The 24,045-nt window shown below is 43.2% G+C and carries 16 protein-coding genes; 5 read left to right on the top strand and 11 right to left on the bottom strand.

Annotation, left to right across the window (positions count from 1 at the left end; genetic code table 11):
* Nucleotides 1-21: 21 nt before the first annotated feature.
* The 3 genes from EDC16_RS03155 to EDC16_RS03165 are packed head-to-tail and all read right to left on the bottom strand — an operon-like array spanning nucleotide 22 to nucleotide 4,397.
* Entirely contained in the window at nucleotides 22-1,263 is a 1,242-nt protein-coding gene (locus EDC16_RS03155) for a sigma-54-dependent transcriptional regulator (protein ID WP_132965316.1), read from the bottom strand.
* The gene (locus tag EDC16_RS03160; RefSeq protein WP_132965318.1) at nucleotides 1,253-3,193 is read right to left on the bottom strand and encodes an ATP-binding protein; all 1,941 of its coding nucleotides are present in this window, start codon (nucleotides 3,191-3,193) and stop codon (nucleotides 1,253-1,255) included. Before EDC16_RS03160 ends, EDC16_RS03155 begins: the two co-directional genes overlap by 11 nt.
* Nucleotides 3,177-4,397: an ABC transporter substrate-binding protein gene (locus EDC16_RS03165; protein ID WP_132965320.1), complete on the bottom strand. Its 1,221-nt coding sequence runs from the start codon at nucleotides 4,395-4,397 to the stop codon at nucleotides 3,177-3,179. Before EDC16_RS03165 ends, EDC16_RS03160 begins: the two co-directional genes overlap by 17 nt.
* A 276-nt stretch (nucleotides 4,398-4,673) precedes the next feature.
* On the opposite strand from EDC16_RS03165, the gene glpT reads away from it, so the two are divergent.
* Nucleotides 4,674-6,017, top strand: a complete 1,344-nt coding sequence (glpT, locus tag EDC16_RS03170; RefSeq protein WP_132965322.1) for a glycerol-3-phosphate transporter — start codon at nucleotides 4,674-4,676, stop codon at nucleotides 6,015-6,017.
* Between the two features lie 19 nt (nucleotides 6,018-6,036).
* A complete protein-coding gene (locus tag EDC16_RS03175) occupies nucleotides 6,037-7,395 on the top strand; it encodes an MFS transporter (protein ID WP_132965324.1) in 1,359 nt (452 codons plus the stop codon).
* A gap of 96 nt (nucleotides 7,396-7,491) precedes the next feature.
* Here the strand turns inward: EDC16_RS03175 and adhE are convergent, their stop codons facing one another.
* A complete protein-coding gene (gene adhE / locus EDC16_RS03180) occupies nucleotides 7,492-10,113 on the bottom strand; it encodes a bifunctional acetaldehyde-CoA/alcohol dehydrogenase (protein WP_132965325.1) in 2,622 nt (873 codons plus the stop codon).
* A gap of 317 nt (nucleotides 10,114-10,430) precedes the next feature.
* Here adhE and rraB point away from each other — a divergent pair, with 317 nt between their 5' ends.
* Nucleotides 10,431-10,871 (top strand): ribonuclease E inhibitor RraB, encoded by a 441-nt coding sequence (rraB, locus tag EDC16_RS03185; RefSeq protein ID WP_132965328.1) that lies wholly within the window; start codon nucleotides 10,431-10,433, stop codon nucleotides 10,869-10,871.
* A 297-nt stretch (nucleotides 10,872-11,168) separates the two neighbouring features.
* Nucleotides 11,169-14,087, top strand: coding sequence for a S8 family serine peptidase (locus EDC16_RS03190; RefSeq protein WP_132965330.1), 2,919 nt, complete (start codon nucleotides 11,169-11,171; stop codon nucleotides 14,085-14,087).
* A gap of 134 nt (nucleotides 14,088-14,221) precedes the next feature.
* Here EDC16_RS03190 and shiA read toward each other — a convergent pair whose 3' ends face one another.
* Together shiA and EDC16_RS03200 are read right to left on the bottom strand one after the other, a co-directional pair.
* Nucleotides 14,222-15,538 carry a shikimate transporter gene (gene shiA / locus EDC16_RS03195; RefSeq protein ID WP_208857767.1) on the bottom strand — a complete coding sequence of 439 codons (1,317 nt, stop codon included), beginning with the start codon at nucleotides 15,536-15,538 and terminating at the stop codon, nucleotides 14,222-14,224.
* Between the two features lie 188 nt (nucleotides 15,539-15,726).
* Nucleotides 15,727-16,344 carry a MarC family protein gene (locus tag EDC16_RS03200; RefSeq protein ID WP_132965332.1) on the bottom strand — a complete coding sequence of 206 codons (618 nt, stop codon included), beginning with the start codon at nucleotides 16,342-16,344 and terminating at the stop codon, nucleotides 15,727-15,729.
* A gap of 69 nt (nucleotides 16,345-16,413) precedes the next feature.
* On the opposite strand from EDC16_RS03200, the gene EDC16_RS03205 reads away from it, so the two are divergent.
* On the top strand, nucleotides 16,414-18,330 hold the full coding sequence (locus EDC16_RS03205) for an ABC transporter ATP-binding protein (RefSeq protein ID WP_132965334.1): 1,917 nt from the start codon (nucleotides 16,414-16,416) through the stop codon (nucleotides 18,328-18,330).
* Here EDC16_RS03205 and EDC16_RS03210 read toward each other — a convergent pair.
* The 5 genes from EDC16_RS03210 to glpA all read right to left on the bottom strand — a co-directional run bounded on the left by EDC16_RS03210 (nucleotide 18,308) and on the right by glpA (nucleotide 23,698).
* Nucleotides 18,308-18,814 (bottom strand): GNAT family N-acetyltransferase, encoded by a 507-nt coding sequence (locus EDC16_RS03210; protein ID WP_132965336.1) that lies wholly within the window; start codon nucleotides 18,812-18,814, stop codon nucleotides 18,308-18,310. The two genes, EDC16_RS03205 and EDC16_RS03210, sit on opposite strands and share 23 nt — an antisense overlap.
* 123 nt (nucleotides 18,815-18,937) lie before the next feature.
* Entirely contained in the window at nucleotides 18,938-19,387 is a 450-nt protein-coding gene (gene recX, locus EDC16_RS03215; protein WP_132965338.1) for a recombination regulator RecX, read from the bottom strand.
* A 105-nt stretch (nucleotides 19,388-19,492) separates the two neighbouring features.
* Complete coding sequence (glpC, locus tag EDC16_RS03220; protein WP_132965339.1) at nucleotides 19,493-20,764, bottom strand: anaerobic glycerol-3-phosphate dehydrogenase subunit GlpC; 1,272 nt, start codon at nucleotides 20,762-20,764, stop codon at nucleotides 19,493-19,495.
* Complete coding sequence (gene glpB, locus EDC16_RS03225) at nucleotides 20,761-22,041, bottom strand: glycerol-3-phosphate dehydrogenase subunit GlpB (RefSeq protein WP_132965341.1); 1,281 nt, start codon at nucleotides 22,039-22,041, stop codon at nucleotides 20,761-20,763. The genes glpC and glpB overlap by 4 nt, the downstream gene beginning before the upstream one ends.
* Nucleotides 22,031-23,698: an anaerobic glycerol-3-phosphate dehydrogenase subunit A gene (gene glpA / locus EDC16_RS03230; protein WP_132965343.1), complete on the bottom strand. Its 1,668-nt coding sequence runs from the start codon at nucleotides 23,696-23,698 to the stop codon at nucleotides 22,031-22,033. Before glpA ends, glpB begins: the two co-directional genes overlap by 11 nt.
* Nucleotides 23,699-24,045: the final 347 nt, after the last annotated feature.

Genomic DNA, 24,045 nt, shown 5'->3' on the forward strand with positions numbered 1-24,045 from the left:
AGTATTTTGCACTCTTAATATTTACTCTTTATAATGTTTTTTATTTAACTCATATTTTTTCATTCTTAAATAAAGTTTCTTTCGCGGTATTTGCAAATAATCAGCAGCGGCTTGCACCTTTCCTTGAAAGCGATCTAGAATTTCTGTAATAATTTTTTTCTCATATTCACTAACTAATGAATCTAATGATAATACATTATCTTCAATCATTGTGGTATATACTTTATTTTCTAAAATAACTGCCCCAATTGCAAAGAGCTCTGCTGCATGCATTAATTGATTTACATTACCAACCCAATTTTGTACTAATAGATTCTGTAAAATATTTTTATTAATTGCTGGTTTCTTTTTATTTAACCGACTACAAGTTAAGTCTACAAAATGACGAAATAACACTTCAATATCATTTAAACGCTTTGATAACGGTAAACATTCTAATTGCGTCAAGGAGAATAAATAAAATAATTCAGGTAGTAACTTTCCTTGCTCTAGTAATTGTGCTGGAGAATAGTGGCTGCTCAAGATCAATCTAAATCGTTTTTCTTGACTGTGCTCTAATTTTAATAGTAAACGCTGCGCCGGAAGAGATAAGTATTCAATATTTTCAATCACTAATGTAGAAAAAACACTTTCATCTAATTTATTTTGTAAATTTTCAGGTGAATACATATCAAATAGCTCGATAAACTCTACTGTTCCTTTCTTACCTGATATTTGATGTAAATATCTAGCTGATAATGTTTTTCCTGTACCCAATTCGCCAAATATAAATACTGGAAGCTCTATTTCAGATAATTTCTGTAAATATTGTCGATGTTGCTTAGCCCATCCGCTCACTCCAATGAAATTAAGGGTTAACTCCTTCTGCTGCCATAATTTTTTCTGAATATATAAACGTCTTTCATCCAACGCAGTCTCAATATAATTTAATAGTTGCTCTGGATTTATAGGTTTCTCTAAAAAATGATATGCTCCTTTTTTCATAGCCTCAATTGCCATTGGAATATCACCATGTCCAGTAATTAAAATAACCGGAATATTTTTATCAAAAGCTTGTAACCGCACTAATAACTCTAAACCAGAAATTTCAGGCATTGAAACATCTGTGACTATAACACCTATCCAGTCAAGACTAATTTTATCTAACACTACGCTTGGATCGCTTTCTACATAAACAGAATAATCATCTTCTAATAAATTTCTATAGGCAGAAAGCACATCAAGATCATCATCAATTAATAGAATAGTATTATCATTTATCATAAGCCAGCTCACTATTTTGAAAAATAAGGATTATTTGTGCATGTTTATCCAAAGTAGATGCAATATATAAATTTCCATGACAATGTTGCATAATTGTTTGACTAATCGATAACCCTAAACCAAGCCCTACTTTTTTAGTCGTCATGAAAGGCTGCATTAAATACTCTGCTTGTGATAAATTCCAACCGGGACCATTATCACTTAACCCCACTTTGGTAATCTGATCACAACGCTCAATATCAACTTGTAAATAAGGTGTTATTAAACGACAAGCCTCTAAGGCATTATTAAAAAGATTAACAAAAACTTGTTCAATAAAAATACTATTAGCCAAAACAACACTGTCACCATTTATCATTAAATGTACAGAATTAACTTTATACTGTAACTTTAATATCTCCCAAGCGCTATAAATATTACTTCTTAGATCAGTAGGTGATAATTCATGGTTACTGCGTTTAGTAAATTGACGTAATTGTTTAATTATGTGATTTATTCTTTCTACTAATTGATCTATTTTTTCAACTTGCTCTTTTATTCTAATTAAACCACTTTCTTTTTTTAATGATTTTTTAATGCTAAAAAGATAAATTGATAATGCATTAAGTGGTTGATTTATTTCGTGCGCTAAAATCATCATTGTTTTACCGACTGTAGCTAATTTTGCTGATTGAATTAATTCATCTTGTGTAGCTCTCAAATTTTTCTCTATTTCTATCCTCTCACGAGTATTTTTAGAAAATATTTTTAAAAATTTAGCAACTCTTGTAATTTCATCATTTCCATCTACTATAATTTTAGTATTAAAATCCCCTTTACTTAATAAAGAAACCGATTGACTCAATGCCATAAAGCGTTTAATTAAATTTTTTCTAATATAAATTTTATTAAAAAAGTAAAGGAAGAGCAATGCAAGAAAAATAGAAGATAAAATTAACCAACCTCCAATTAATGTCAGTTTATTTAATGAGTTACTTAAGTTATTAAGTGCTTCATGATTAGCAATAACTTGCTGTTCAACAATATACCTAATTTGACTTAAGGCATCGTCTTTTTCTTTAATCACTTGATTAAACTCAGATTTTGAGTGTTGATATTGCAAAAATATAAACGGGACACCATTTTTTTCAGATAATAATTCAAAAAATGAATTAAGCAACTGATGAAGTGTTGTTACGCTAGGATATTTTTCTATATAACCTTGGCTTAAAATATTTTTTAAATTTGAAATAGAATCTGAAAAATAATACTTCTTAATTTTTTCATCAGGGTTACTATAAATCAAAGCTAACAATTCATTTTTAAGTTGATTTTCTATATAAGACAAATTATAAACATGCTGTAACTCTAATTGTAAATTATTCAACTTAGCGCTTTTTAAATCATCATCTCTTTTTTGCTCAAAAACACTAGATTGCTGCCAATTTATCTCTTGTATTAGCGCAAGCACTTCATTTGTAAAATCATCATGTAACCAATTTATCTTAGTATTAAACTCCTCAAGATTTTGCTTTAAAATAATATTTCTATAAATATTATTATTTACCAAGATCAAAATATCCTTTAATTCCTCTGTTTTTATTAAGAGATTATCCCTACTATTTCTATCATTAATTTTTTTAACAAGATCTTGTATGTTTACAATTCTAACTGATAGCTGCTTGTATAATTTTTCACGTAGTACATTATTATTTATATTAATGAACTCATTAAAATCATCCACAAAATAATTAAAGCTATCTTCAAATTTAAAAATGATTTTTTCTTGTGGAATATGATAAGATAGTATGTAATCAACTTGCTTATTTTGTTGATACCAAGATAGCAGTCCTACCAAACCGACAATAATTGTTAAAAATGTACTAAACCAAAGTGCATTGCGTAATTTATCTGCAATTTTAACTTTTTTTAATTTAATTAACTTTTCCAAGTTCTTTTATCGCCTCGTCATTTTTATTTTGAAAGAAATAAATCCACTCTGATTCTTTTTTCAATAAAAAATTCTGATCTCCTTTTATTTGTAATAAAAAATCTTGATTAATGTCACTCTCACTGATAGGTATCGATGTTAATAAATTCCTTATTTTTTGCAATCTATAACCTAATTTTTCTTCTTTTTTATATAATTCATTCCATGTATCTTGTAGCTGCTTTAACCTAAAAGTAATAGCAAGATCAAATAACTTCTCTACGATCAATCTCCTCTCTAAGAGTAATTTATGATTAATTTGATCTTGATCTAATAATCTCTGTTGCTGGTAAAAAAGAAGGTGATCCTCAGGCAATTTATTTACTGGAAACTTACCATTATTAGAATTTGAGATAAATTTCTGCCCATCTTCACTTAATAAAAAATCGATAAAGTTTTCAGCTAGTAATTTGTGTTGGCTATTTTTATTAATAGCTAAAAAAGTGGCTGATGCTATAGAATTAGGAAAATATTGAAAACCTAAATTTTTATTTTTTAAAGCAAGGTTAGCATAATTATCTATCGTTAGTCCTGCATAAACCAAACCAGACTTCAATTTTTCAGCCACTCCAAAACTTCTAGAGGAAATCGTTGATAAGTTGGATGACATCTCTAATATTGTAGCCCATCCAGACTTCCACCCTTGCTGTTGTAATAACATCTCAATCAATAAATGTGTTGTACCTGATCGAGAAGGTGAGCTCATTACTACACTACCATTATATTTTATATCTAATAAGTCCTGCCAATCAGTGGGTAAATTCATTCCTCGTTCTTTAAGTAATGCCTCGTTATATAGAATCCCGAACCCAGAAAAAGCAACCGCAACAGCATATTGATTTAGGTATTCAGGAATTAACTTATTATTTTGTTGTGATTTTTTAGGTAAGATAGCTAGCTTATCATTCTCCTTTAAATTATATAATAATATTGGAGAGGAACTAAATATAATATCCACTTCATTGGGTTGCATTAATAGCCTTTCTAATGACATCGCTGTTCTATTTACTGTTTTCACTTGATTACCATCCATTTCCTCTTGCCATTTATCGATTAAATACTGCAAAGAATCTACAGATAATGTTGTTCCAATCGTTAACGTTTCAGCTTTTACCTGAAATAATAGAGATAACACTAATGCAATAAAGAAATGATATATACGCATATTACAAGCCCTATTCTAATAGTGATAAAGATCACAGTTTATAAATATTTTCACACCAATAAAATTATTATAATTCACATAAAACACTCAAAACTGACCTAAATAAACAGATGGACAATTTGGAAAAATCGATATTTGTCAAAATTGACACATTTAATTTAATAATTGGGTCAATTTTAACCCAAAATGAACTTATTGCTATAATTTTACTTTTACTTAATATATTAAAAAATAACATATTTTTTATTCATTACAAACCTAATTATAGGAGTCTCTATGTCATTTTTTTCTATCTTTGCTCCCGCTAAACACATTGATCGCTTACCCGACAAACAGATAGATCCTGAGTATAAAAAATTGAGAATGCAGGTATTCTGGGGAACTTTTATTGGATACGCAACCTTCTATTTGTTGCGGAAAAATTTTTCTTTAGCAATGCCATATATGACAGCCGAGACCGGCTTTAGTAAAGCTGAACTCGGTATAGTATTAACTGGTGTATCAATTGCATATGGCATCAGTAAATTTGTTATGGGAAATATTTCTGATCGCAGCAATCCAAAATATTTTGCTACCGCAGGCCTACTGTTAAGTGCTTTTATCAGCCTGATGTTCGGTTTACTTCCCGGCGTTATGTCCAGTATTCCGATTATGTTTGTGCTGAGCTTCTTAAATGGCTGGTTTCAAGGGATGGGCTACCCTCCTTATGCGAGAACGATGGTACATTGGTTTTCAACTAATGAGCGAGGTCAAAAGTGGTCGTGGTGGAATGTATCCCATAATTTAGGCGGTGGCTTGATTGCGCCATTAGCTGGGTTAGGTATTTTCTTATTTGGTACTTGGCACAGCATTTTCTTCTTCCCGGCTATTATTGCTATTTTTCTGGCAATCCTAACCTTCTTTCTAATGAAAGATACACCGCAATCTTGTGGCTTGCCATCAATTGAAGAGTATCGTAATGATTATCCTAAAGAAGCCACTTCAGAAGTTATTGAAAGAGAATTAACCTCAAAAGAAATCTTATTTAAATATGTCTTAAACAATCGCGTCTTATGGTATATCGCCGTTGCCAATATCTTTGTTTATTTTATTCGTTATGGTGTTGTCGATTGGGCACCTACCTATTTAACTGAGGTAAAAGATTTCTCGCATAAAAGCTCAAGAACTGCCTATTTCTTATATGAATGGGCAGGTATTCCAGGCATGCTGGTTAGTGGTTATTTAAGTGATAAAGTCTTTAAAGGTCGTCGTGCTCCAGCAACAATACTATTTATGGTTGGCGTATTAATTGCCATTTTTGTTTACTGGAAAAATCCGGCGGGTAACCCATTAATAGATAATATTGCACTGGTTGCTATTGGATTTCTTATTTATGGGCCGGTAATGATGATTGGGCTACATGCCGCAGATCTCGTTCCTAAAAAAGCCACCGGCAGCGCAACAGGATTAACTGGATTATTAGGTTATTTAATTGGTTCTGCTTTTGCCGGAGTCGTTTTAGGCGGAGTCGTTGACCATTTTGGTTGGGATGGAGGTTTTTATACACTAATCGCATCATGCTTATTTGCCATTATTCTATTATTTATGAGTATGTTAGGCAAAAAATCACATACTCACTGATTTCATCTCTGGAGGATAAATGATCTCATTATTAAAATCTAAACCCGGTGTAGCCGTCCCAAACGATAAGATATTAATTGAATATAACCGTTTAAAATGGCGCGCGCTTTTTGGTATTTTTATTGGTTATGCTGCATATTATATTGTGCGTAATAACTTTATTTTATCAACACCATATTTAATCAGCGAATATCAATTCAGCAAATCAGATATTGGATTTATGTCTGGTGCAATGCTCATTATTTATGGGCTTAGCAAAGGATTTATGAGTGTACTAGCGGATAAATCTAATCCTAAACATTTTATGATTTTTGGATTAATCCTCTCAGGCCTTGTAAATTTGATGATGGGATTCAGTAGCGCCTTTTGGATGTTTTTTATTTTAGTCATGTTCAATGGGTTATTTCAAGGAATGGGGGCTGGTCCGGCTTATGTTATCTTAGCCAATTGGTTCCCACGAAAATCTAGAGGGGTAACTACTGCAATTTTTAATATTTCGCACAATGTAGGCGGTGGATTAATTGCCCCGATTGCTGGTGGAGCAATGGCATTCTTAGGTACTGAATATTGGCAAGCGGCTAATTTTATTATTCCGGTCGCTATTGTTTTTATTATTGCCTTAATTTTCTATATTATTGGCACTGGTAAAACCTATAATGAGGGGCTGCCATTACTAGTCGACATCCTTAAAAATGAAGATGAGGAGTTAGTCGTCAATAAAAAAGATACATCCTCACTAAGCTCTTGGGATATTTTTAAAGAATATATTCTAAAAGATATTAATGTCTGGTTTGTTTCCTTTATTGATGTTTTTACTTATATGATCCGTTTTGGTGTTTTAACTTGGTTACCACTCTATTTACTAGAAACCAAAGGATTTACCAAAGGGGAAATGTCAACTGCATTCGCTATTTTTGAGTGGGCTGCAATTCCCTCCACTATTTTAGCCGGTTGGGTAACCGATACTTATTTCAAAGGAAAACGGATGCCTTTGGCAATTATTACTTTGCTGGGAGTTGGCGTGGCGATTTTTGCCTATTGGGGCGGCAAAGATTTATTGACTGTCACTATCGGTGCCGGCGTTATCGGTTGCTTAATTTATGTGCCGATGTTTCTATCCTCTTTGCAAACCATTGAGTTGGTTCCACCATTTGCTGCTGGATCAGCGACCGGGCTACGGGGATTATTAAGTTATGTGCTTGGCAGTTTTTCTGGAACAGCATTGTTCGGTATTCTAGCTCATAATTTTGGTTGGGATGCCGGCTTCTACCTGCTGCTATTTGCCGTTTTTGGTTGTATCTTCTGTTGTATTATGACACACCGTGGTGTTATGAAGTTAGAATCGAAAAAAATCGAACGACTCAATGGCAAAGCATAAAACACTAAGCATCTAAAACTAACTAACCGCACTTCACCAGTCCATCTGACTAGCAAAGTGCGGTTTTGTTTATTGAGCTAAAACTAACGTGTTGTTTTATTTGTCACCATAAAACGCCTTGGTTAAGATTTGCTCCATATCTTCCACCATCGGCAGGCGTGGGTTGGCTGGGGAGCATTGGTCTTCAAATGCCAACAGGGCGATGTCGCGGCGGCTATCCATCCATTCTTGCTCATTCAAGCCTTGCTCTTTGAACGACATTTTGATGCCGACTCTTTGTGCCAAATCAGAACACGCTTGGGCAAAAGACTCAACGCCTTCCGCTGCCGTGTTGCTTGGCAAGCCTAACATTTTGGCGATTTCTTGGTATTTCACGTCGGCTTTGTAGTAGTTATACTTCGGCCAAGTGGCCGTTTTTTGCGGGCGAGTGCCGTTGTAACGGATCACATGCGGCATCAAAATCGCATTGGTGCGTCCGTGCGGGGTGTGGAAACGGCCACCGATTTTGTGCGCCAGCGAGTGATTCATACCCAAGAACGCATTGGCAAACGCCATCCCTGCGATAGTTGAGGCATTGTGCATTTTTTCGCGCGCTTCCGGATCAGAGGCGCCGTTTTTCACCGAGCGTTCAAGATATTCAAACACCAGTTTAATCGCTTGCAGTGCCAAACCGTCGGTGAAATCATTCGCCAAGGTAGAAACATAGGCTTCGGTGGCGTGGGTCAACACGTCCAAACCGGTGTCGGCAGTCACATGTGCCGGCACACTCATGGTGAATGACGGATCGACAATCGCAATGGTCGGCGTCAACGAATAATCCGCAATCGGGTATTTTTTATCGCCTTCGGTGATCACCGCAAACGGGGTCACTTCAGAGCCGGTGCCGGAGGTGGTCGGGATGCCGATAAATTTGGCTTTGCGCCCCAATTGTGGGAATTTGAATGCCCGTTTGCGGATATCCATGAATTTTTGTACCAAATCACGGAAATCCACTTCCGGTTGTTCATAGAACAGCCACATCACTTTTGCCGCATCCATCGCCGAGCCGCCGCCCAATGCAATGATAGTGTCCGGTTGGTAGTTACGCAACAATTCGGTGCCGCGACGCACGGTTTCGATGCTCGGATCCGGTTCAACGTCGGCAAACAGTTGATAAGTGACATGATTGCCACGAGTGGTCAATTGGTGCGCAATTTTTTCCACAAAGCCCAAATCCACCATCGTGCGGTCGGTGACGATCACCACACGCTCCACGCCTTTCATTGATTGTAAGTATTGGATAGAGTCTCGTTCAAAGTAGATTTTTGAAGGCACTTTAAACCATTGCATATTATTTCTCCGTCTGCCGACCCGTTTGATGTTTAACAAATTGACCGCACTGACATTGTTGCCGACGGAGTTTTTACCATAAGAACCACAACCTAACGTCAAAGAAGGCAGGAAGGAGTTGTACACATCGCCGATGCCGCCGAATGTCGAAGGCGAGTTCCAAATCACACGAATCGCTTTCACTCGTTCACCGTATTCTTTGGCGATCTTGGCGTCTTTGGTATGAATCGCCGCCGAGTGCCCCAAACCGTGGAAATTAACCATTTGTTCTGCTAATTCAAATCCATTTTCGGTTGAATCGGATTTTAAAATTGCCAATACCGGTGACAGTTTTTCACGGGTCAGCGGCTCTTTTTCCCCGACTAAGGCACATTCAGCCGCCAGAATATTGGTTTTTTCCGGCACACTGAAACCGGCTTGTTGTGCAATCCAGAAGGCGGATTTGCCCACTACATTCGGGTTCAATTTGGCACCGGAGCAGTTAGCGCCATTGGCTTTCACCCCGAAAATAAACGCTTCCAACAGGGCTTTCTCTTTTTTATTGACGAAATACACACCGTAAGATTTCATCTCGGCAACAAATTCGTCATACACTTCTTTATCCACAATTGCCGCTTGTTCGCTGGCGCAAATCATGCCGTTATCGAACGATTTTGACATCACAATATCGTGAGTCGCTTGTTTGATGTCAGCGCTTTTTTCCACATAGGCCGGCACGTTGCCTGCGCCCACGCCCAGTGCCGGTTTACCACAAGAGTAAGCTGCTTCCACCATTGCATTACCGCCGGTTGCCAAAATAGTGGCAATGCCGGGATGTTTCATCAATGAGGCGGTGCCTTCCATTGATGGTTTTTCAATCCATTGCACACAATGTTTTGGCGCACCGGCAGCGACTGCTGCTTCATACACCACACGTGCCGCATGGGCGGAACACTGCTGAGCCGACGGGTGGAAGGCAAATACGATCGGGTTACGGGTTTTCAAAGCAATCAATGCTTTAAAAATAGCAGTTGAAGTTGGGTTGGTGGTTGGGGTGATACCACAAACCACTCCAACTGGATCGGCAATTTCAGTAATCCCGGTGACATCATCATCGCTGATCACGCCGACGGTTTTCAAACGGCGCATATTGTTAACAACATATTCGCAGGCGAACAAGTTTTTAGTGGCTTTGTCTTCAAACACGCCTCGTCCGGTCTCTTCAACCGCATGTAACGCCAGCACGCCATGCTGATCCAGTGCAGCCACTGAAGCTTTCGCCACAATATAGTCCACTTGCTCCTGATTCAGCTTGCGAAACTCTTCAAGGGCAACCAGGCCGTTTTCAACCAAATGATTGACTTCTACCTGTGCCGGACTGACAACCGCATCCGCTGTTGTTTTGCTCATAGTGATTTCTCCTAAAGTTAATAAATTAAAAAATTTTCTGAGAAAAATTATAGGCGCTTGAAGCAAATATTTAAGCGTTATTTACCTCTAAAGAGTGATCTAGATCACGCTTTGGTCAAACTCGAATTAAATCTTAACAACTGGATAACTGTTTTTTAAAAAGTGGTTGTTTAAAAAGGCAATTATCTAAAAAACAGTTTAAAACCGCACTTTGCTTTTCGCCGCTACATCAACAGCCCCTAAAATTCCATTGTGCTATTTGTAGCCGAGCCTTACAATGAAACGGTAAATTCAACTGCACATTTAAAGGAAAGGCCATGAAACCGAGTAAAGCCGAACGATTACAAGAAACTCAAGAGATTATCCAAGATTTGCTGGACGACGGCAGCGATCCGCAAGCGCTATACATCATCGAACACCACGTCTCGCATCGAGATTTCGACAAGCTGGAAAAAATCGCAGTTGATGCGTTCAAAGCCGGTTACGAAGTATCCGAAGCTGAAGAGCTGGAAGATGAAGACGGGCATGATATTTTTTGCTGTGACATCATCAGCGAAATCGAATTGAAAGCCGAATTAATCAGCGCGCAACAAGACGAACTGATTCCCCTGATCGAAAAACACGGCGGTCTTTATGACGGCTGGGGAACCTATTTTGAAGATCCGAATGCCGATGACGACGAGTACGGCGACGACGGCGAGTTTTTCGATGAAGATGATGATTATGACGATGAAGAAGAGCTGGATACCCGACACTAACCGCACTTTTCGTATCACATTACGCTGATTTATCAACCGCAGCCCTTTCGGGCTGCTTTTTTATGCTCACTACAACACCTTTCTTTATGCCGATTTACCCGGATTATAAAAAACAGACACCCTCTTTATTTTGAGGTAAATCATTGTGATTGTTCAATTAAATTACAGATAATACCTTGTCGTTACTTTTTTTATTACATAAAGTGTCGCCGTCTTTTGGAGCTGAAAACAATTGTTAACTCGTTTTCATCAATATAATTTTAAAAAGCAACAGCCCCTAATAAAACAGGAGTTTTAATGTTTAAATTTAACTCGTCTTACTTGAATTTGGTGATCAGTACTGCCCTCTTTGGCGCTCAAGTTCAAGCGGCACCCTTGAGTAAAGATCAAGAAGCCTTGGCCGCTTATTTGAAGCAGCCAAAAGAAGCGATTGGCTTGACGGATAATATTGCAGCCCGTTATAACGGCAAAGGGATTGTAGTCGGTGTAGTCGATACCGGATTTTTTAACCAGCACCCTTTATTGAAAAATAAGCAAAATATCACGCCGTTGCCTTTCACACTAACACTGAACAGCAAACCTTACACCTTTGACCCGAATATCTTGACGGTGGCAGAAGATCAGGACAGCGGTAAACTGGTTTATAGCAACCACGGCGGACAAGTCAGCGGGATTATTGTCGCCGACGCACAGAAATCCAAACTCAATCCACAACTGGATTATTTTGGTGGCATCGCAAAAGGTGTCACGCTATATCAAACCTCCTACGAAGCAACCCCTGACCCAGTAGCAGAGAGTGGCGATCAGCAACAAGACAAAAAATTGCTGCTCGGTAAAAACCCTCTTACACGCACCCTGTTTGCCGGTGCCATCAACCATATGATTGACAAAGTGCCGACACTGCATGTGATGAACCACAGCTGGAATGAAGATCCGATTTCTAACCGTGTAGATGAGATGGATCGCGAATATAAAGGCACGCTGGATTTGTCCAATGTGCTGATCAACAGCTTACAACGAGCAACCGAAAAGGGGATTTTACACGTTTTTGCCGCCGGCAACGAATCAAAACGCCAGCCCGGAATTTTAGCCGCATTACCACGCTATTTTCCACAAATGGAGAAGTACTATCTATCGGTGATTGCAGTCAACGCGGATCACCGGCTGGAAAGCTATTCTAATCATTGCGGCGTCAGCAAAAACTGGTGTATCGCAGCCCCCGGCAGCATGGTATTGCTGACCGTAAAAGGTGATCCGCAAGCCGATGAAGTCGATTATACCTTTGCAATTGAAGAAGGCACGTCTTATGCAGCACCGACGGTCAGTGCCGCCGCCGCAGTGTTGAAGCAGCGATTTGATTATATGAGTATGGCGCAGATACGTGATGTTATGCTGACCACTGCCACTGATTTGGGGAGTAAAGGCGTTGATGAGCAATTCGGTTGGGGCATGCTGAATCTGGGCAAGGCAATCAACGGGCCGGCACAGTTACTCGGTGATGAAAGCTACAACCTGAAACAGGATGATCGCTGGTCAAACAGCCTAAGTGCCGGTGGGCGCCTGACGAAACACGGAGCGGCAAGGCTGACATTGGGCGGCAACAGCAATCACTTAAAAGGCATTACTGTTGCCGCTGGTGGGCTGACGCTGCAAGGCGATACCTATTTAACGAAAAATGCGCTGGTTGAACACGGCAATCTGGAGATCAACAAACGCCTGCACAGCCAAACCGTGCAAATCAAACCGCAAGGCAGCTTGAGCGGCCACGGTGTGATTGATGCCGCAACCGACATCAGCGGAACCCTATATGCCGAAGGCATGCGCTTTTTACACGCCTTAACCTTGCAACAGACCGCACTACTCGACTTGCGGACAACACAGGGCATTATTGCTGACGGCAGCACGGCAAAAGTGCGGTTGGCTGGGCGACTGACCACTGCCGAACTGACTGCCGAGCTGAACGCTACCCAAGCAAAAGCCGGGCAGCCCGCAGCATACTTACTGCAACTGAAAAACGGCGCAAGCTACAGCGGCGGCTTTTCTGCCCTAGTTCAACCGCAAGCGCTGTTAACCCAAGGCTTGCGCTATGATTTGCAATTTACCCAGGACGCCGTTGTGCTGAACGTCAATGCGGCAACCTTAACCACCAACAGCGCCAACCGCAATGAAGCTGAGGCAATCAACGCCTTAAACCAATTGCGCGATAGCCGTTTGGCATTCAGCCGCAGCGATTATAACCAATGGCTGAACCGCACGTTGCAAAGCGGCGATTGGCAAGGCTTGCCCGCAAATTTGGGTAACAGTATTTATGCCAACGGAATCAGCTATCTGCTCGATCAAGCGGCATTAAACCGCACTTTGTTACATCGCCAATTGTCAACAGCCACAGCCTTGAAAAACGGTGAATGGCAAGTGTGGCTCGAAAACGGACGTGATAACAGCCGTTATCAGGCAAATCAGCATGGTACAGCAGTGAAATACAACAGCAAACAACTGGCGTTGGGCATCAACAAAATGCTGTCCGAACGGGCATTGCTGACCTTGGCTTTAGCCAACAACCGATTTGATATAAGCCAAACTAACGCCAACGCCGATATGCGTGAAACCCGTTTTTCTGCTGGCGGACGCTATTATCTGGGCTTGGCACAAAACTGGTTTATCGAAGGCGATTTGTCTTTGGCAAAAATCCACTACAAGCAACAACGCCACTTTAAAGGCGTTACAACCACCGCTAAAGGCAAAACCCACGGCTGGAACGGTAACCTCGGTTTAAGTACGGGTTATGTATGGCAACACAACGATTGGTCACTGCAACCGACAATCGGCGTACAACTCAACCGCCTGAAGCTGAAAGGTTTTAACGAACACGATAGCGAGCTGGCGCTGCGTACCGGCGGTATTCGTCAAAGCGAAGTCAATGCACTGCTGGATCTGAAGCTAGACCGCACTTTGCGTTATGCCGACTGGCTGTTGGTGCCGAGTATTTCCGTTGCCTATATCCGACATTTAGCTTCCCGCCCGCTTGATGTCAGCAGTCAGCTAGATAACGTGGTAATCACCCAAACGGCTACCGCCACCCAGCGTGCTCATCTGCGGACACAACTGGCGCTGGCAGTCAACTACCACGCTTGGCAGGCAATATTAGGTTGGCAGCACAACGGCTATCAACAGGAAAAAGGCAATAAGACCTATCTGAATATCGCCTATCGCTTCTAAGCGTCGGCTTCTAAGCGCTGCGATCAAAAAAGCCGCATCAGTCTCAGATTGCGGCTTTTTGACGGCTTGCGAACAGTTTAATCCGCTCACCCCACTGCTCCGGAATCAACGACAGTGAACCGATAAACGTTGAATTAATTGCGCTGCATACTTGCCGCCGCCAGCGCGGTTAATAAACACCCCACCATCAAATAGATCGCCACCGGATACCAAGCACCGTCATACCAAGTCACCAATGCTGCGGCAATAAACGGGGTAAAGCCGCCGCCAACAATACTGGCAACCTGATAGCCCACTCCGGCACCGCTGTAACGGTAAGCCGTGCCGAAAAACTCAGTGAACAACGGTTGGTGCACGCTCACCACCATATCATGCGCAATATTGGCAAGCAGAATCGCAAACAGGTAAATCAAAAACAGATTGCCCTGTTCCATTGCCAAAAAGAACGGCACCGCACTCAATGCGCCGATAATCCCGCCACCGACGCACATACGACGGTAGCCGTAATGATCGGCAATTTTGGCAAACAGCGGTATGCTGACACAACTGACTGCGCCGACCAATAAACCGATGTTCAGAAAAACACTGCTCGACATCCCCAAATGCACGGTCGAGTAGTTCAAGGCAAAATTAGTGACCAGATACATGGTTAATAATTCGGCGAAACGCAAGGCGATAATGTATAAAAAGGCTTTCGGGTGGCGAGCGACCGCTTCGATAATCGGCATACGCCGAACCTGTTTTTGGGTATTGACCATCGTTTGCTCAAATTCGGTCGATTCCTGCTGATTGCGCCGAATCCACAACGCCACCAGCAACAGCACCACACTGGCAACGAACGGAATCCGCCATGCCCATTGATGAAAAGCCTCGTTACCGAAAAAGTAAATAATCAGTGATACGCTGCTGGTCGCCAGCATTAAGCCGACACCATAACCGACTTGCACGCCACTGCTGTAAAACGCTTTTTTGCCCGGAGGAGCGCTTTCGACCGCCATCAATGCCGCACCACCCCATTCGCCGCCGACAGCAAAGCCTTGAATCGCACGCAGCATCACCAACAACACCGGCGCCGCCCAACCAATAGCCTCAAAATTAGGCAGCAAGCCGATCAACACCGTCGAACCGCCCATTAAAAATACCGTCAAAACCAGCATTTTTTTGCGCCCGAGTTTATCGCCGAAATGCCCGAACACCACGCCACCCAACGGGCGGAATAAAAAGCCGATGCCAAAAGTGGCAAACGCCGCCAGCGTGCCCATCGCTGGACTGATATTGGGAAAAAACTGGTGATTAAATACCAAGGCGGCAACAATGCCGTACAGCAAAAAATCGTACCAATCAACCACCGCCCCCATAAAGCTGCTCAAGGCAGCACGCTGTGCTCGTTTGTTACTGTAAAGCGGCACTTCGGCTACCGCACTTTTCATCTCTTTCGATATTGGCGACACTGAAACCTCGACTCACCCGACTGTAAAAATAACACCCGATTATGTCATTATTTTTTTACATAAATTAAAAATAGGATTTGAGATTACCCAAAGTGTGGAATAAGGTCAACAAGCAGGATGTTAAACAGAAAAAAGACCAACGTTATATTGGTCTTAAAGTGACGGTATTGGTCAGTTTTTCGTATTTATTATTTCACATACATAAAGAAATCACGCACGCCGAGCAGAATATTGTTGATCGCCACCGCAGCCAGAATCAAGCCCATCACCCGACTGATAATCGCAGCGCCGGTGGTACCGATAATCCGTTGAATGCGGTTGGCAGCAATAAACAGCAGATAAGTGATAAGCAAAATAATCAACATAATCAACGTAGTGAGCATCTGTTCACCAAAATTAAAACGGTGATTATCGGTCAACAGAACCACAGCCATCATCGCACCGGGCGAAGCAATCGACGGTACCGCCAGCGGATAAACCGCAATTTCGTTCAGGTTGGACGGCATTCGCATCTCTTCGCTCGGTTTGCCCTCACCAAAAATCATGGTCAAGGCAAATAATAACAGTACCAAACCACCGGCAGTTTGGAATGCCGTCAGGGGAATCTGCATTGCCTCTAACAACAATTGACCGGCAACCAAGAAAAACACCAAAATTCCGGCGGAGATCAAGGTGGCATTACGCGCAATCCGATGGCGCGCTTCCAGCGGCAAACCAATTGTTTTTGCAAGATAAACCGGTACGGAGCCGATTGGATCGATCACCGCCCAAAGTACGACGAACTGCACAATCAAAGAGTCAAACATTATTCATCCTGAACGTGAGAAAAATATGCTATTATTGTGCAATAATCTGTTAACAAAATAAAACAAAAAATGATTTTTTTTACTGATCTTACTTTGAAGCGCGGACTGACCACGCTGCTCGAACATGCTAACGCGACGATTAATCCAGGACAAAAAGTCGGTCTGGTGGGCAAAAACGGTTGTGGTAAATCCTCTTTACTTTCCTTACTTAAAGGCGAGATGAGCAGCGAAGGCGGTGAGGTCAAATTTCCGTCAAATTGGTCATTGGCATGGGTTAATCAAGAAACCCCAGCGTTGGACATCAGTGCATTGGATTATGTGATTCAAGGTGATCGGGAATATATTCAGCTGAGCCAAGAACTGACACAGGCAAATATTGACAATGACGGCAACCAAATCGCACTGCTGCACGCCAAATTGGACATCATCGATGCGTGGACGATTCAGTCTCGTGCCGCCACCTTGTTGCACGGCTTAGGTTTTAAAAACGAACAACTGCAAAGTGCGGTCAAGTCGTTTTCCGGCGGTTGGCGGATGCGGCTGAATCTGGCGCAAGCGCTGATTTGTCGCTCTGACTTGCTACTGCTGGATGAACCGACCAACCACTTGGATTTGGATGCCGTGATCTGGCTGGAACGCTGGTTGAGCCGCTATCCGGGCACATTGATTCTGATTTCGCACGACCGCGATTTTCTCGATCCGGTAGTGAGTAAAATTCTGCATATCGAACAGCAACAACTGAACGAATATAGCGGCGATTACTCCTCGTTTGAAGTACAGCGTGCCACCAAACTGGCACAACAAAATGCGCTCTATCGCCAGCAACAGCAAAAAGTGGAACATCTGCAAAGCTATATCGACCGCTTTCGCGCCAAAGCCAGCAAAGCCAAACAGGCGCAAAGCCGGATTCGTGCACTGGAACGCATGGAACTGATCGCACCGGCGTATGTAGACAATCCGTTTAAATTTGAATTTCGTCCGCCGGTTTCATTGCCAAATCCGATTCTAAGCATGGAGAAAGTCAGTGCCGGTTACGCTGATCATACGGTGCTGCAATCAGTGAAATTGAACTTGGTTCCCGGCTCACGCATCGGCTTGCTTGGTCGTAATGGTGCCGGCAAATCCACCTTAATCAAACTATTAGCGGAAGAATTAGCACCGCAAAGCGGTATGGTGCAACTGGCGAAAGGGGTACAACTAGGCTATTTTGCCCAGCATCAATTGGACACGCTGCGCGCTGACGAAACCGCACTTTGGCATTTGGCACGCCTTGCGCCGCAACAGACTGAACAACAACTGCGCGATTATCTCGGTGGTTTTGCTTTTCACGGTGACAAAGTCAAACAGGCGGTGGACAGTTTTTCCGGCGGCGAAAAAGCGCGTTTGGTGTTGGCGCTGATTGTGTGGCAACGCCCGAATCTACTGCTGTTGGACGAACCGACCAACCATTTGGATTTAGACATGCGCCAAGCTTTGACCGAAGCATTGGTCGATTATCAAGGCTCTTTGGTGGTGGTGTCGCATGATCGCCATTTGCTGCGCAACACCGTCAACGATTTCTATCTGGTGCACGATCACAAGGTGGAAGACTTCAACGGCGATTTGGACGATTATCAAAAATGGCTGAACGACAATGCTAATCAAACTGTTGATAAAAGCGCTGAAAGTGCAGTTGAAAAAACAGAAAACTCACTCAACCGCAAGGAGCAAAAACGGCTCGAAGCGGAACTGCGGCAACAAAGTGCGCCGTTGCGTCAATCACTGCGCAAACTGGAAACCCAGTTAGAGCAATACAGCGCACAATTAAGCGAGATTGAAAATCAGCTTGCCGACAGCGCACTTTATCAAGAAGAGAACAAAGTGCGGTTAACTACGCTGTTGGATCAACAGGTTAAACAGAAAAAAGCCTTAGAACAGGTGGAATTTGACTGGCTAGAGGCTCAGCAGCAGCTAGAAGAGTTGCTCAATCAAGCTGTGAACCTGTAATCGGACGCCGTAAAGCAGAGCAAAGTGTACCGCGCCTGCTCATCACCATTTTACCCACTTCACAAAAACCGCACTTTAGATACAACTGATAAGCGTGCTGGTTGGCAGGATTAACCGCCAGCACGATTTCATTGCAGCTGGGTGATAATTGTTGTGAGATAAACGGTTCCAACAATCCCGGTTGCATTACAGTTTTCGCAATGCCTTGTCCTTGATAGTGAGGATTAACCGAAAAGGAGCGCAGCAAAATCGATTGCGGATTATGGGTAAATTCCAGTTTATCCACGCCGCGATCTAAAATGAAAAAGCCGACCACCTGTTGGTTTTTTAAAATGGAGACCGCAGTCATACTGCTTTCCAGCAGCAAGGTATGCCCATTAAACCATTGTGACGGATCCGGCGCATACAATGCCTGCTCCGGCGGCAGTTGGTAGTGCACCAGCGCCTCAAAATGCGAAAAGCGGTATTTTTCAATACTAATCATAGTTAATCCATTAAGCTATAAGAAATATTCTAACTATATGATAAATTAGGAAATTCGAATTGCTGTATTTAGCCACAAACTCCGTCTGGGCGCAATCAAAAGATTAAAAAATCGGCAAATATTTTAGGATCTGTCGATATTCAGCAAATGAGAAAAGTGATCGGTTTGAAAACCACGACTTAACATAAAGCGCCAAGCCTTTTGTTTCAGTACCGGCGTCCACTCTGTTGGCGTATGATCGCCATATTTTTTAGTAAACACCTGCTCGGCAAGCGCAAACCAGTCAATCTCATCCGTTGCCAGTTGTTGCGCAATCAGCGCTGTTTCAATCCCTTTTTGCTGCAACTCCTGCCGAATCCGCAACGGACCGTAACCTTTGCGGCTACGTGCCAGCACAAAGTGTTGGCAAAAGCGCTGATCGCTTTGCCAGCCTTTGCGCTGGCAGTGTTCGATCACCGTTTCAATTTCCGCTTCACTGAATGCCTTTGCCCGCATTTTCTGTTGAATTTCATACACACTGTAATCACGGCGCGCCAGCAAATTAAGAAGGTAAGATAAGGCAATATTATTCATAACACAAAGAGCGGTTGTAAGATGAGTTAATTTGTCTATTAAAACATATTTTTGCGCAAAGTGCAGTGGGATACCGCACTTTGTGCTCAGAAACTGCCGGTACTTTTACTGTCTAACTGGATTATCCAGCGCCATCGCCAACAGGGTAATCGGGTGCAAGCATTGGCGACTGGTGGACATATCAATTTGCCATTTGCAGGTTTCACAATCGGAAACAATATAGTCAAACCCGCCCTGATCAATCTGTTGAAACAGGCCATTGCCAATGGCTTGTGCCGTGTCATAATTTTCCGCTTTGAAACCGTAAGTACCGGCAATGCCACAGCATTGTGAATTGAGCATCACAATCTCCAATTGCGGAATTTTTCGCAATACTTCAATGGTATACGGCACCCAACCGCTCTTTTCCATATGGCATGCGGTATGATATGCCACTCGCAGCGGCAGTGGTTTCAGCGGTAACGTTTTGCCTTGCTGCAACAGGGTGTATAAATAGCGTGTCACCAATTGAATATGCGACCGCACTTTGTGATTGTCCAAGCCTAAAATATGTTGATACTCGTCACGCAGGGTCAAGGTGCAGGTGGAAGAGGTGCCGACAATATCCAATTTGCGCTCGCTAACCGTTTTTTCCAATTGTAGAAGATTAAACTCGGCTTGTTTCTTCGCCCGTTCTGGAAAACCGTTGACCATCAACGGCACGCCACAGCATTTCTCTTTTTCCAACAACAGCACGCCGATATTCATTGCATTAAACACCTCAATCAGCTCTTTGCCCAAGGTCGGATTATTGTAATTGACATAGCAGCCATGATAGTAACCCACTTTTTCTGCATACTGCTGCTGCCTTTCCGCTACCTTGCCATACCACTGGCGGAAAGTACCGAATGAATATTTTGGCAGGCTGCGCTGTTTAGCCACTTTCAGGGTTTTATCCAACAAGAAACGAGTGGCTTTCAAACCGGTCAATGCGTTGACCACCGGTGCAAACGGCGTGGAAAGCGATCCCATAATATCGGTGTTGCTTAACACCGCATCACGCAGTTTTTGAATTGCCGGTTTATCCTGTTTTTTGCTGTAACGATTTCTGGCACGCACAATAATATCGCCGATTTTGACATCGGACGGGCAAGCAACTTCGCAACGTTTGCAGTTGGTGCAATACTTCAACGCTTCATCATAAAATTCGGCACTTTTCAAACGCAAACGCTCGCCGTCAGGACCGGACTGTTTCGGTCCCGGATAGAACGGGTTATTGCGAGAAACCGGACAAACGGCAGTACAAGCTGTGCATTTGATGCAGCTTTCAAAACTGTTGTCTTGATGAATTTGGGTTTGCGTACGCTCTGCCTGTTGAATCAATTCCTGTAAATTCATACGCTTTTCTCCTGCAAAATTCGATCTGCTGCTGCCAAGGCAGTCACCACCGCCACCCCGGAACCACAACCTTGGTGAATGGCATCATAACCGCCCACCACCGCGCCGATCGCATATAAATTATCGATCACCGTCTGTTGTTTCATCGCTTGGCAATGGGCATTAATTTTAGCACCAAACTGTTGATAAGGCTGAGCAGCGGCAAAACGACGATGAGTCCACTGGCTGCGCTGTTGCTGGCTAAACAGATCGAGCCCGAAAATCGGTTCGACAATCTGATCAAATTCAGCAACCAAACCGTTACTGAAAAAACTGCCGCTTGCCAACACATAATGATCGGCACTCAGCGCTACCTCTTCGTTCAAGCGGGTATAAAGTGCGGTTACACGGTTTTCGTGCATCTCGGCACGCAGGACACTGTCGCCTTTCATCATAATTCCACCGGACTGTTCAAAGGCTTGTTGCAATAAACGGTGTTGGCGAATGCCCAGCAATGAGGGTGGCAAGGTTGGCAGTTCAAACAGTTTGATGCCGCAAGCTTGTTGTAACTGTTTTAAAAAGTCATCATTATCCAAACCGAAACACGCCGGCAAAAACACCATGGTTGCCCCTTGCGCTGCTTTTTTCAGTTCAGCCACCAACTGCTGAAAATTCAGTTTGTGCTCTAACGCCTGTGAAATATTGATGCTGCGAAATTCACGGGCATCGTTACGCAGGTGATCCAGCTCCGGAATATGCAGATAATCAAAATGAATCTGCCACTGTTGAAAGTGCGGTAGCTGCTGCATATTGTCGCACAGCAGTTGCGGCTGAAAATCGTTAAACCCTTCGATGCCCAATACCGCCACTTTCTGTGGTGATAAGATTTTGTCAACCCAGTCAAAGGTCGGCACACTGGCAGGCGAAAGCCAGGTCGGACGCAATGCACCCAGCGGTGTCAAACGCAGATGGTTGTGTTGCCCACCACGCACTAAATTCAACTTCAGCGCTGCGGCAAGCCGTTCAAATTGTGCCGCTTTCGCCAGTACGGTCTCCGCCCCTAACAGGCTGTAGGGATGCTGCGGCTGTTGCTGAGCCAGTTGCACTAATCCTTGCGCTGCATATTGTACGTTTTCACCGTTTGGCAGTTGGTTTAACAAATCCAGCGAACCGGAAGAAAAATCCAGTGCGCTCTGTCCATTGCTGACCATGGCACAGCGCTGGCCACTTTGTTGCAGACGGATGCCACAAATCAGCCCAGCCAAGCCGCCACCGATAATTAAGCTATCAAACTTCATTGTTGTCGGTTCCTTGTAGTTGTTGTGGTGTCGGCAGCGGCACATCATTCAGCCCCAGTAAGCCATAATAAACCCATGAGGTAAATTCCGCTTCACGCAACGCATCGCCCCAAGCGATCGGTTCAATCCCGCGCCAGCGCTCTTCCATAAAAGAGGCCAGTTGCTGGGTGGATTGCTGCGGATTGGCGACTTTAAAGCGTGCCATCAGCCCGGCAGCACGGCAGGCACATAGTTCACCTTGGCAAGTTCCCATCCCGACTCGGGTGCGGCGGCGCAAGTCAACCAGATTATTGACTTTTAATTCATCAACCGCATAGCGTACTTCACCGGCAGTCACCGCCTCACATTCGCAAATCAGGCTGCGATCCAGCCGCTCTTTTTCCAACAATGCACTGGCACGAGAACCATGACGATATACCGCTGAAACTCGCAGCGGCGTCGGCAGTGAAAAGATTTTTTGATGCGTTTCGACCGCACTTTCATTCGAACCGGGCAATGCAAGCTGTGCGGTGCTGCAAAGTGCGGTTTTGTTGAGTTTTTTACAGGCGAGATCGGTCGCCCATTCTGCCATCAAACGATAGGTGATCAATTTGCCGCCGGTAATGGTGATAAAGCCGTCCAAACCGTCGCGTTCAGCGTGATCGAGCAACACAATGCCACGGCTGACATTACGCCCCGACGGATCATCATCGGTTGCCACCAGCGGACGCACCCCGGCATAAGCACGCAACACCCGAGTATGCCGTAGGCTAGGCGCCAATTTTTCGCCCTCACGGATCAAAATATCCACCTCTTCCGGTGTCACCTGCATATTATCAATTTGATCGTAGGGAATTCGGCTGGATGTGGTGCCGATAACGCTGATGGTATCGCCCGGCACTAGAATATCGGCATCAGCAGGCTTGCGACAACGGTTGATCACCATGCTGTTTAAACGGTGTCCCATCACTAACAAGGCGCCTTTTGCCGGGAACATTTTGATTTTCAGATCGGCATATTCGGCAATGCCTTGTCCCCAAATCCCTGCGGCATTGATCACCACCGGTGCAAAAAATTCTCGTTCGATTTTATTTTTATGATCAAAGGCTTTAACACCGATGACTCGACTGCCTTCACGGATCAACTGTCGCACTTCGCAATAACTGAACACTTGGGCGCCACGCTCTTTGGCATCCAGCATATTGGCAGAAGTTAAACGGAAAGGGTCGATGCTGCCATCCGGCACCACAATCGCGCCGATTAAATTTGGGTTGACCGACGGCTCCAAGCGACGTGCCAATGCCGGCTCAATTTGCAAAGCATCAATCCCGGCTTGTTCACAGGCTTGCAAAAACGGCTGTTGAAAGCTTAAATCATCTTCCGGCAGGGTGATAAACAGCCCTTTGCAATCGTCAATACAGTGTCTGGCGATTCGTTTTAGAATATTATTTTCGTCAATACACTCTTTTGCCGACTCCGGATCATTCACCGCATAACGACCACCACTGTGCAGCAAACCGTGGTTACGCCCGGTCGCCCCGGTGGCAATATCACGCCGTTCCAACAGCACCGCACTCAATCCGCGCAAGCTGCAATCACGGGCAATTCCCGCGCCGGTCGCGCCGCCACCGATGATGATCACATCGCTATGTGAACGACAAGTAGACGTTGCGTTCATAAAAATCCCCACTATAAAAATTCGAATACGAAATTTGCTATTGAGAATTTTAACCTACCGTGTCACTTTTTGCCATTCAATGTTCGAAAACAAACATTAAAATTAGGCTTCGATCACAATTTATTAGTTAAACCACCACTTTTTTGCGCTATTTTAGTAACGTTGTTGTAGGGTCTGTTGATTCTTTGTTTATATTTTGAGTTGTCGTTTAAAATGAGCACAATCTAGGCGTAAGCCGAAATCAATAGTGGGACTATTGATGAGGGTTACAACGACGAGTGTGCTCATTTTAAACACAATCCGTAGGACTATGGCTATTTTTTGCCATTACTTTTCGAACTACAGCG

Source organism: Testudinibacter aquarius (assembly GCF_004342725.1).
Taxonomy (GTDB): domain Bacteria; phylum Pseudomonadota; class Gammaproteobacteria; order Enterobacterales; family Pasteurellaceae; genus Chelonobacter; species Chelonobacter aquarius.

Excerpts from the sequence above, each read along its gene's own strand:
- EDC16_RS03155 (WP_132965316.1), bottom strand. The coding sequence starts at position 1,263 with ATGATAAATGATAATACTATTCTATTAATTGATGATGATCTTGATGTG.
- EDC16_RS03210 (WP_132965336.1), bottom strand. The coding sequence starts at position 18,814 with ATGATTAGTATTGAAAAATACCGCTTTTCGCATTTTGAGGCGCTGGTG.
- rraB (WP_132965328.1), top strand. The coding sequence starts at position 10,431 with ATGAAACCGAGTAAAGCCGAACGATTACAAGAAACTCAAGAGATTATC.
- glpC (WP_132965339.1), bottom strand. The coding sequence starts at position 20,764 with ATGAATTTACAGGAATTGATTCAACAGGCAGAGCGTACGCAAACCCAA.
- EDC16_RS03200 (WP_132965332.1), bottom strand. The coding sequence starts at position 16,344 with ATGTTTGACTCTTTGATTGTGCAGTTCGTCGTACTTTGGGCGGTGATC.
- glpA (WP_132965343.1), bottom strand. The coding sequence starts at position 23,698 with ATGAACGCAACGTCTACTTGTCGTTCACATAGCGATGTGATCATCATC.
- adhE (WP_132965325.1), bottom strand. The coding sequence starts at position 10,113 with ATGAGCAAAACAACAGCGGATGCGGTTGTCAGTCCGGCACAGGTAGAA.
- glpB (WP_132965341.1), bottom strand. The coding sequence starts at position 22,041 with ATGAAGTTTGATAGCTTAATTATCGGTGGCGGCTTGGCTGGGCTGATT.
- glpT (WP_132965322.1), top strand. The coding sequence starts at position 4,674 with ATGTCATTTTTTTCTATCTTTGCTCCCGCTAAACACATTGATCGCTTA.
- EDC16_RS03175 (WP_132965324.1), top strand. The coding sequence starts at position 6,037 with ATGATCTCATTATTAAAATCTAAACCCGGTGTAGCCGTCCCAAACGAT.
- EDC16_RS03165 (WP_132965320.1), bottom strand. The coding sequence starts at position 4,397 with ATGCGTATATATCATTTCTTTATTGCATTAGTGTTATCTCTATTATTT.
- recX (WP_132965338.1), bottom strand. The coding sequence starts at position 19,387 with ATGAATAATATTGCCTTATCTTACCTTCTTAATTTGCTGGCGCGCCGT.
- EDC16_RS03190 (WP_132965330.1), top strand. The coding sequence starts at position 11,169 with ATGTTTAAATTTAACTCGTCTTACTTGAATTTGGTGATCAGTACTGCC.
- EDC16_RS03205 (WP_132965334.1), top strand. The coding sequence starts at position 16,414 with ATGATTTTTTTTACTGATCTTACTTTGAAGCGCGGACTGACCACGCTG.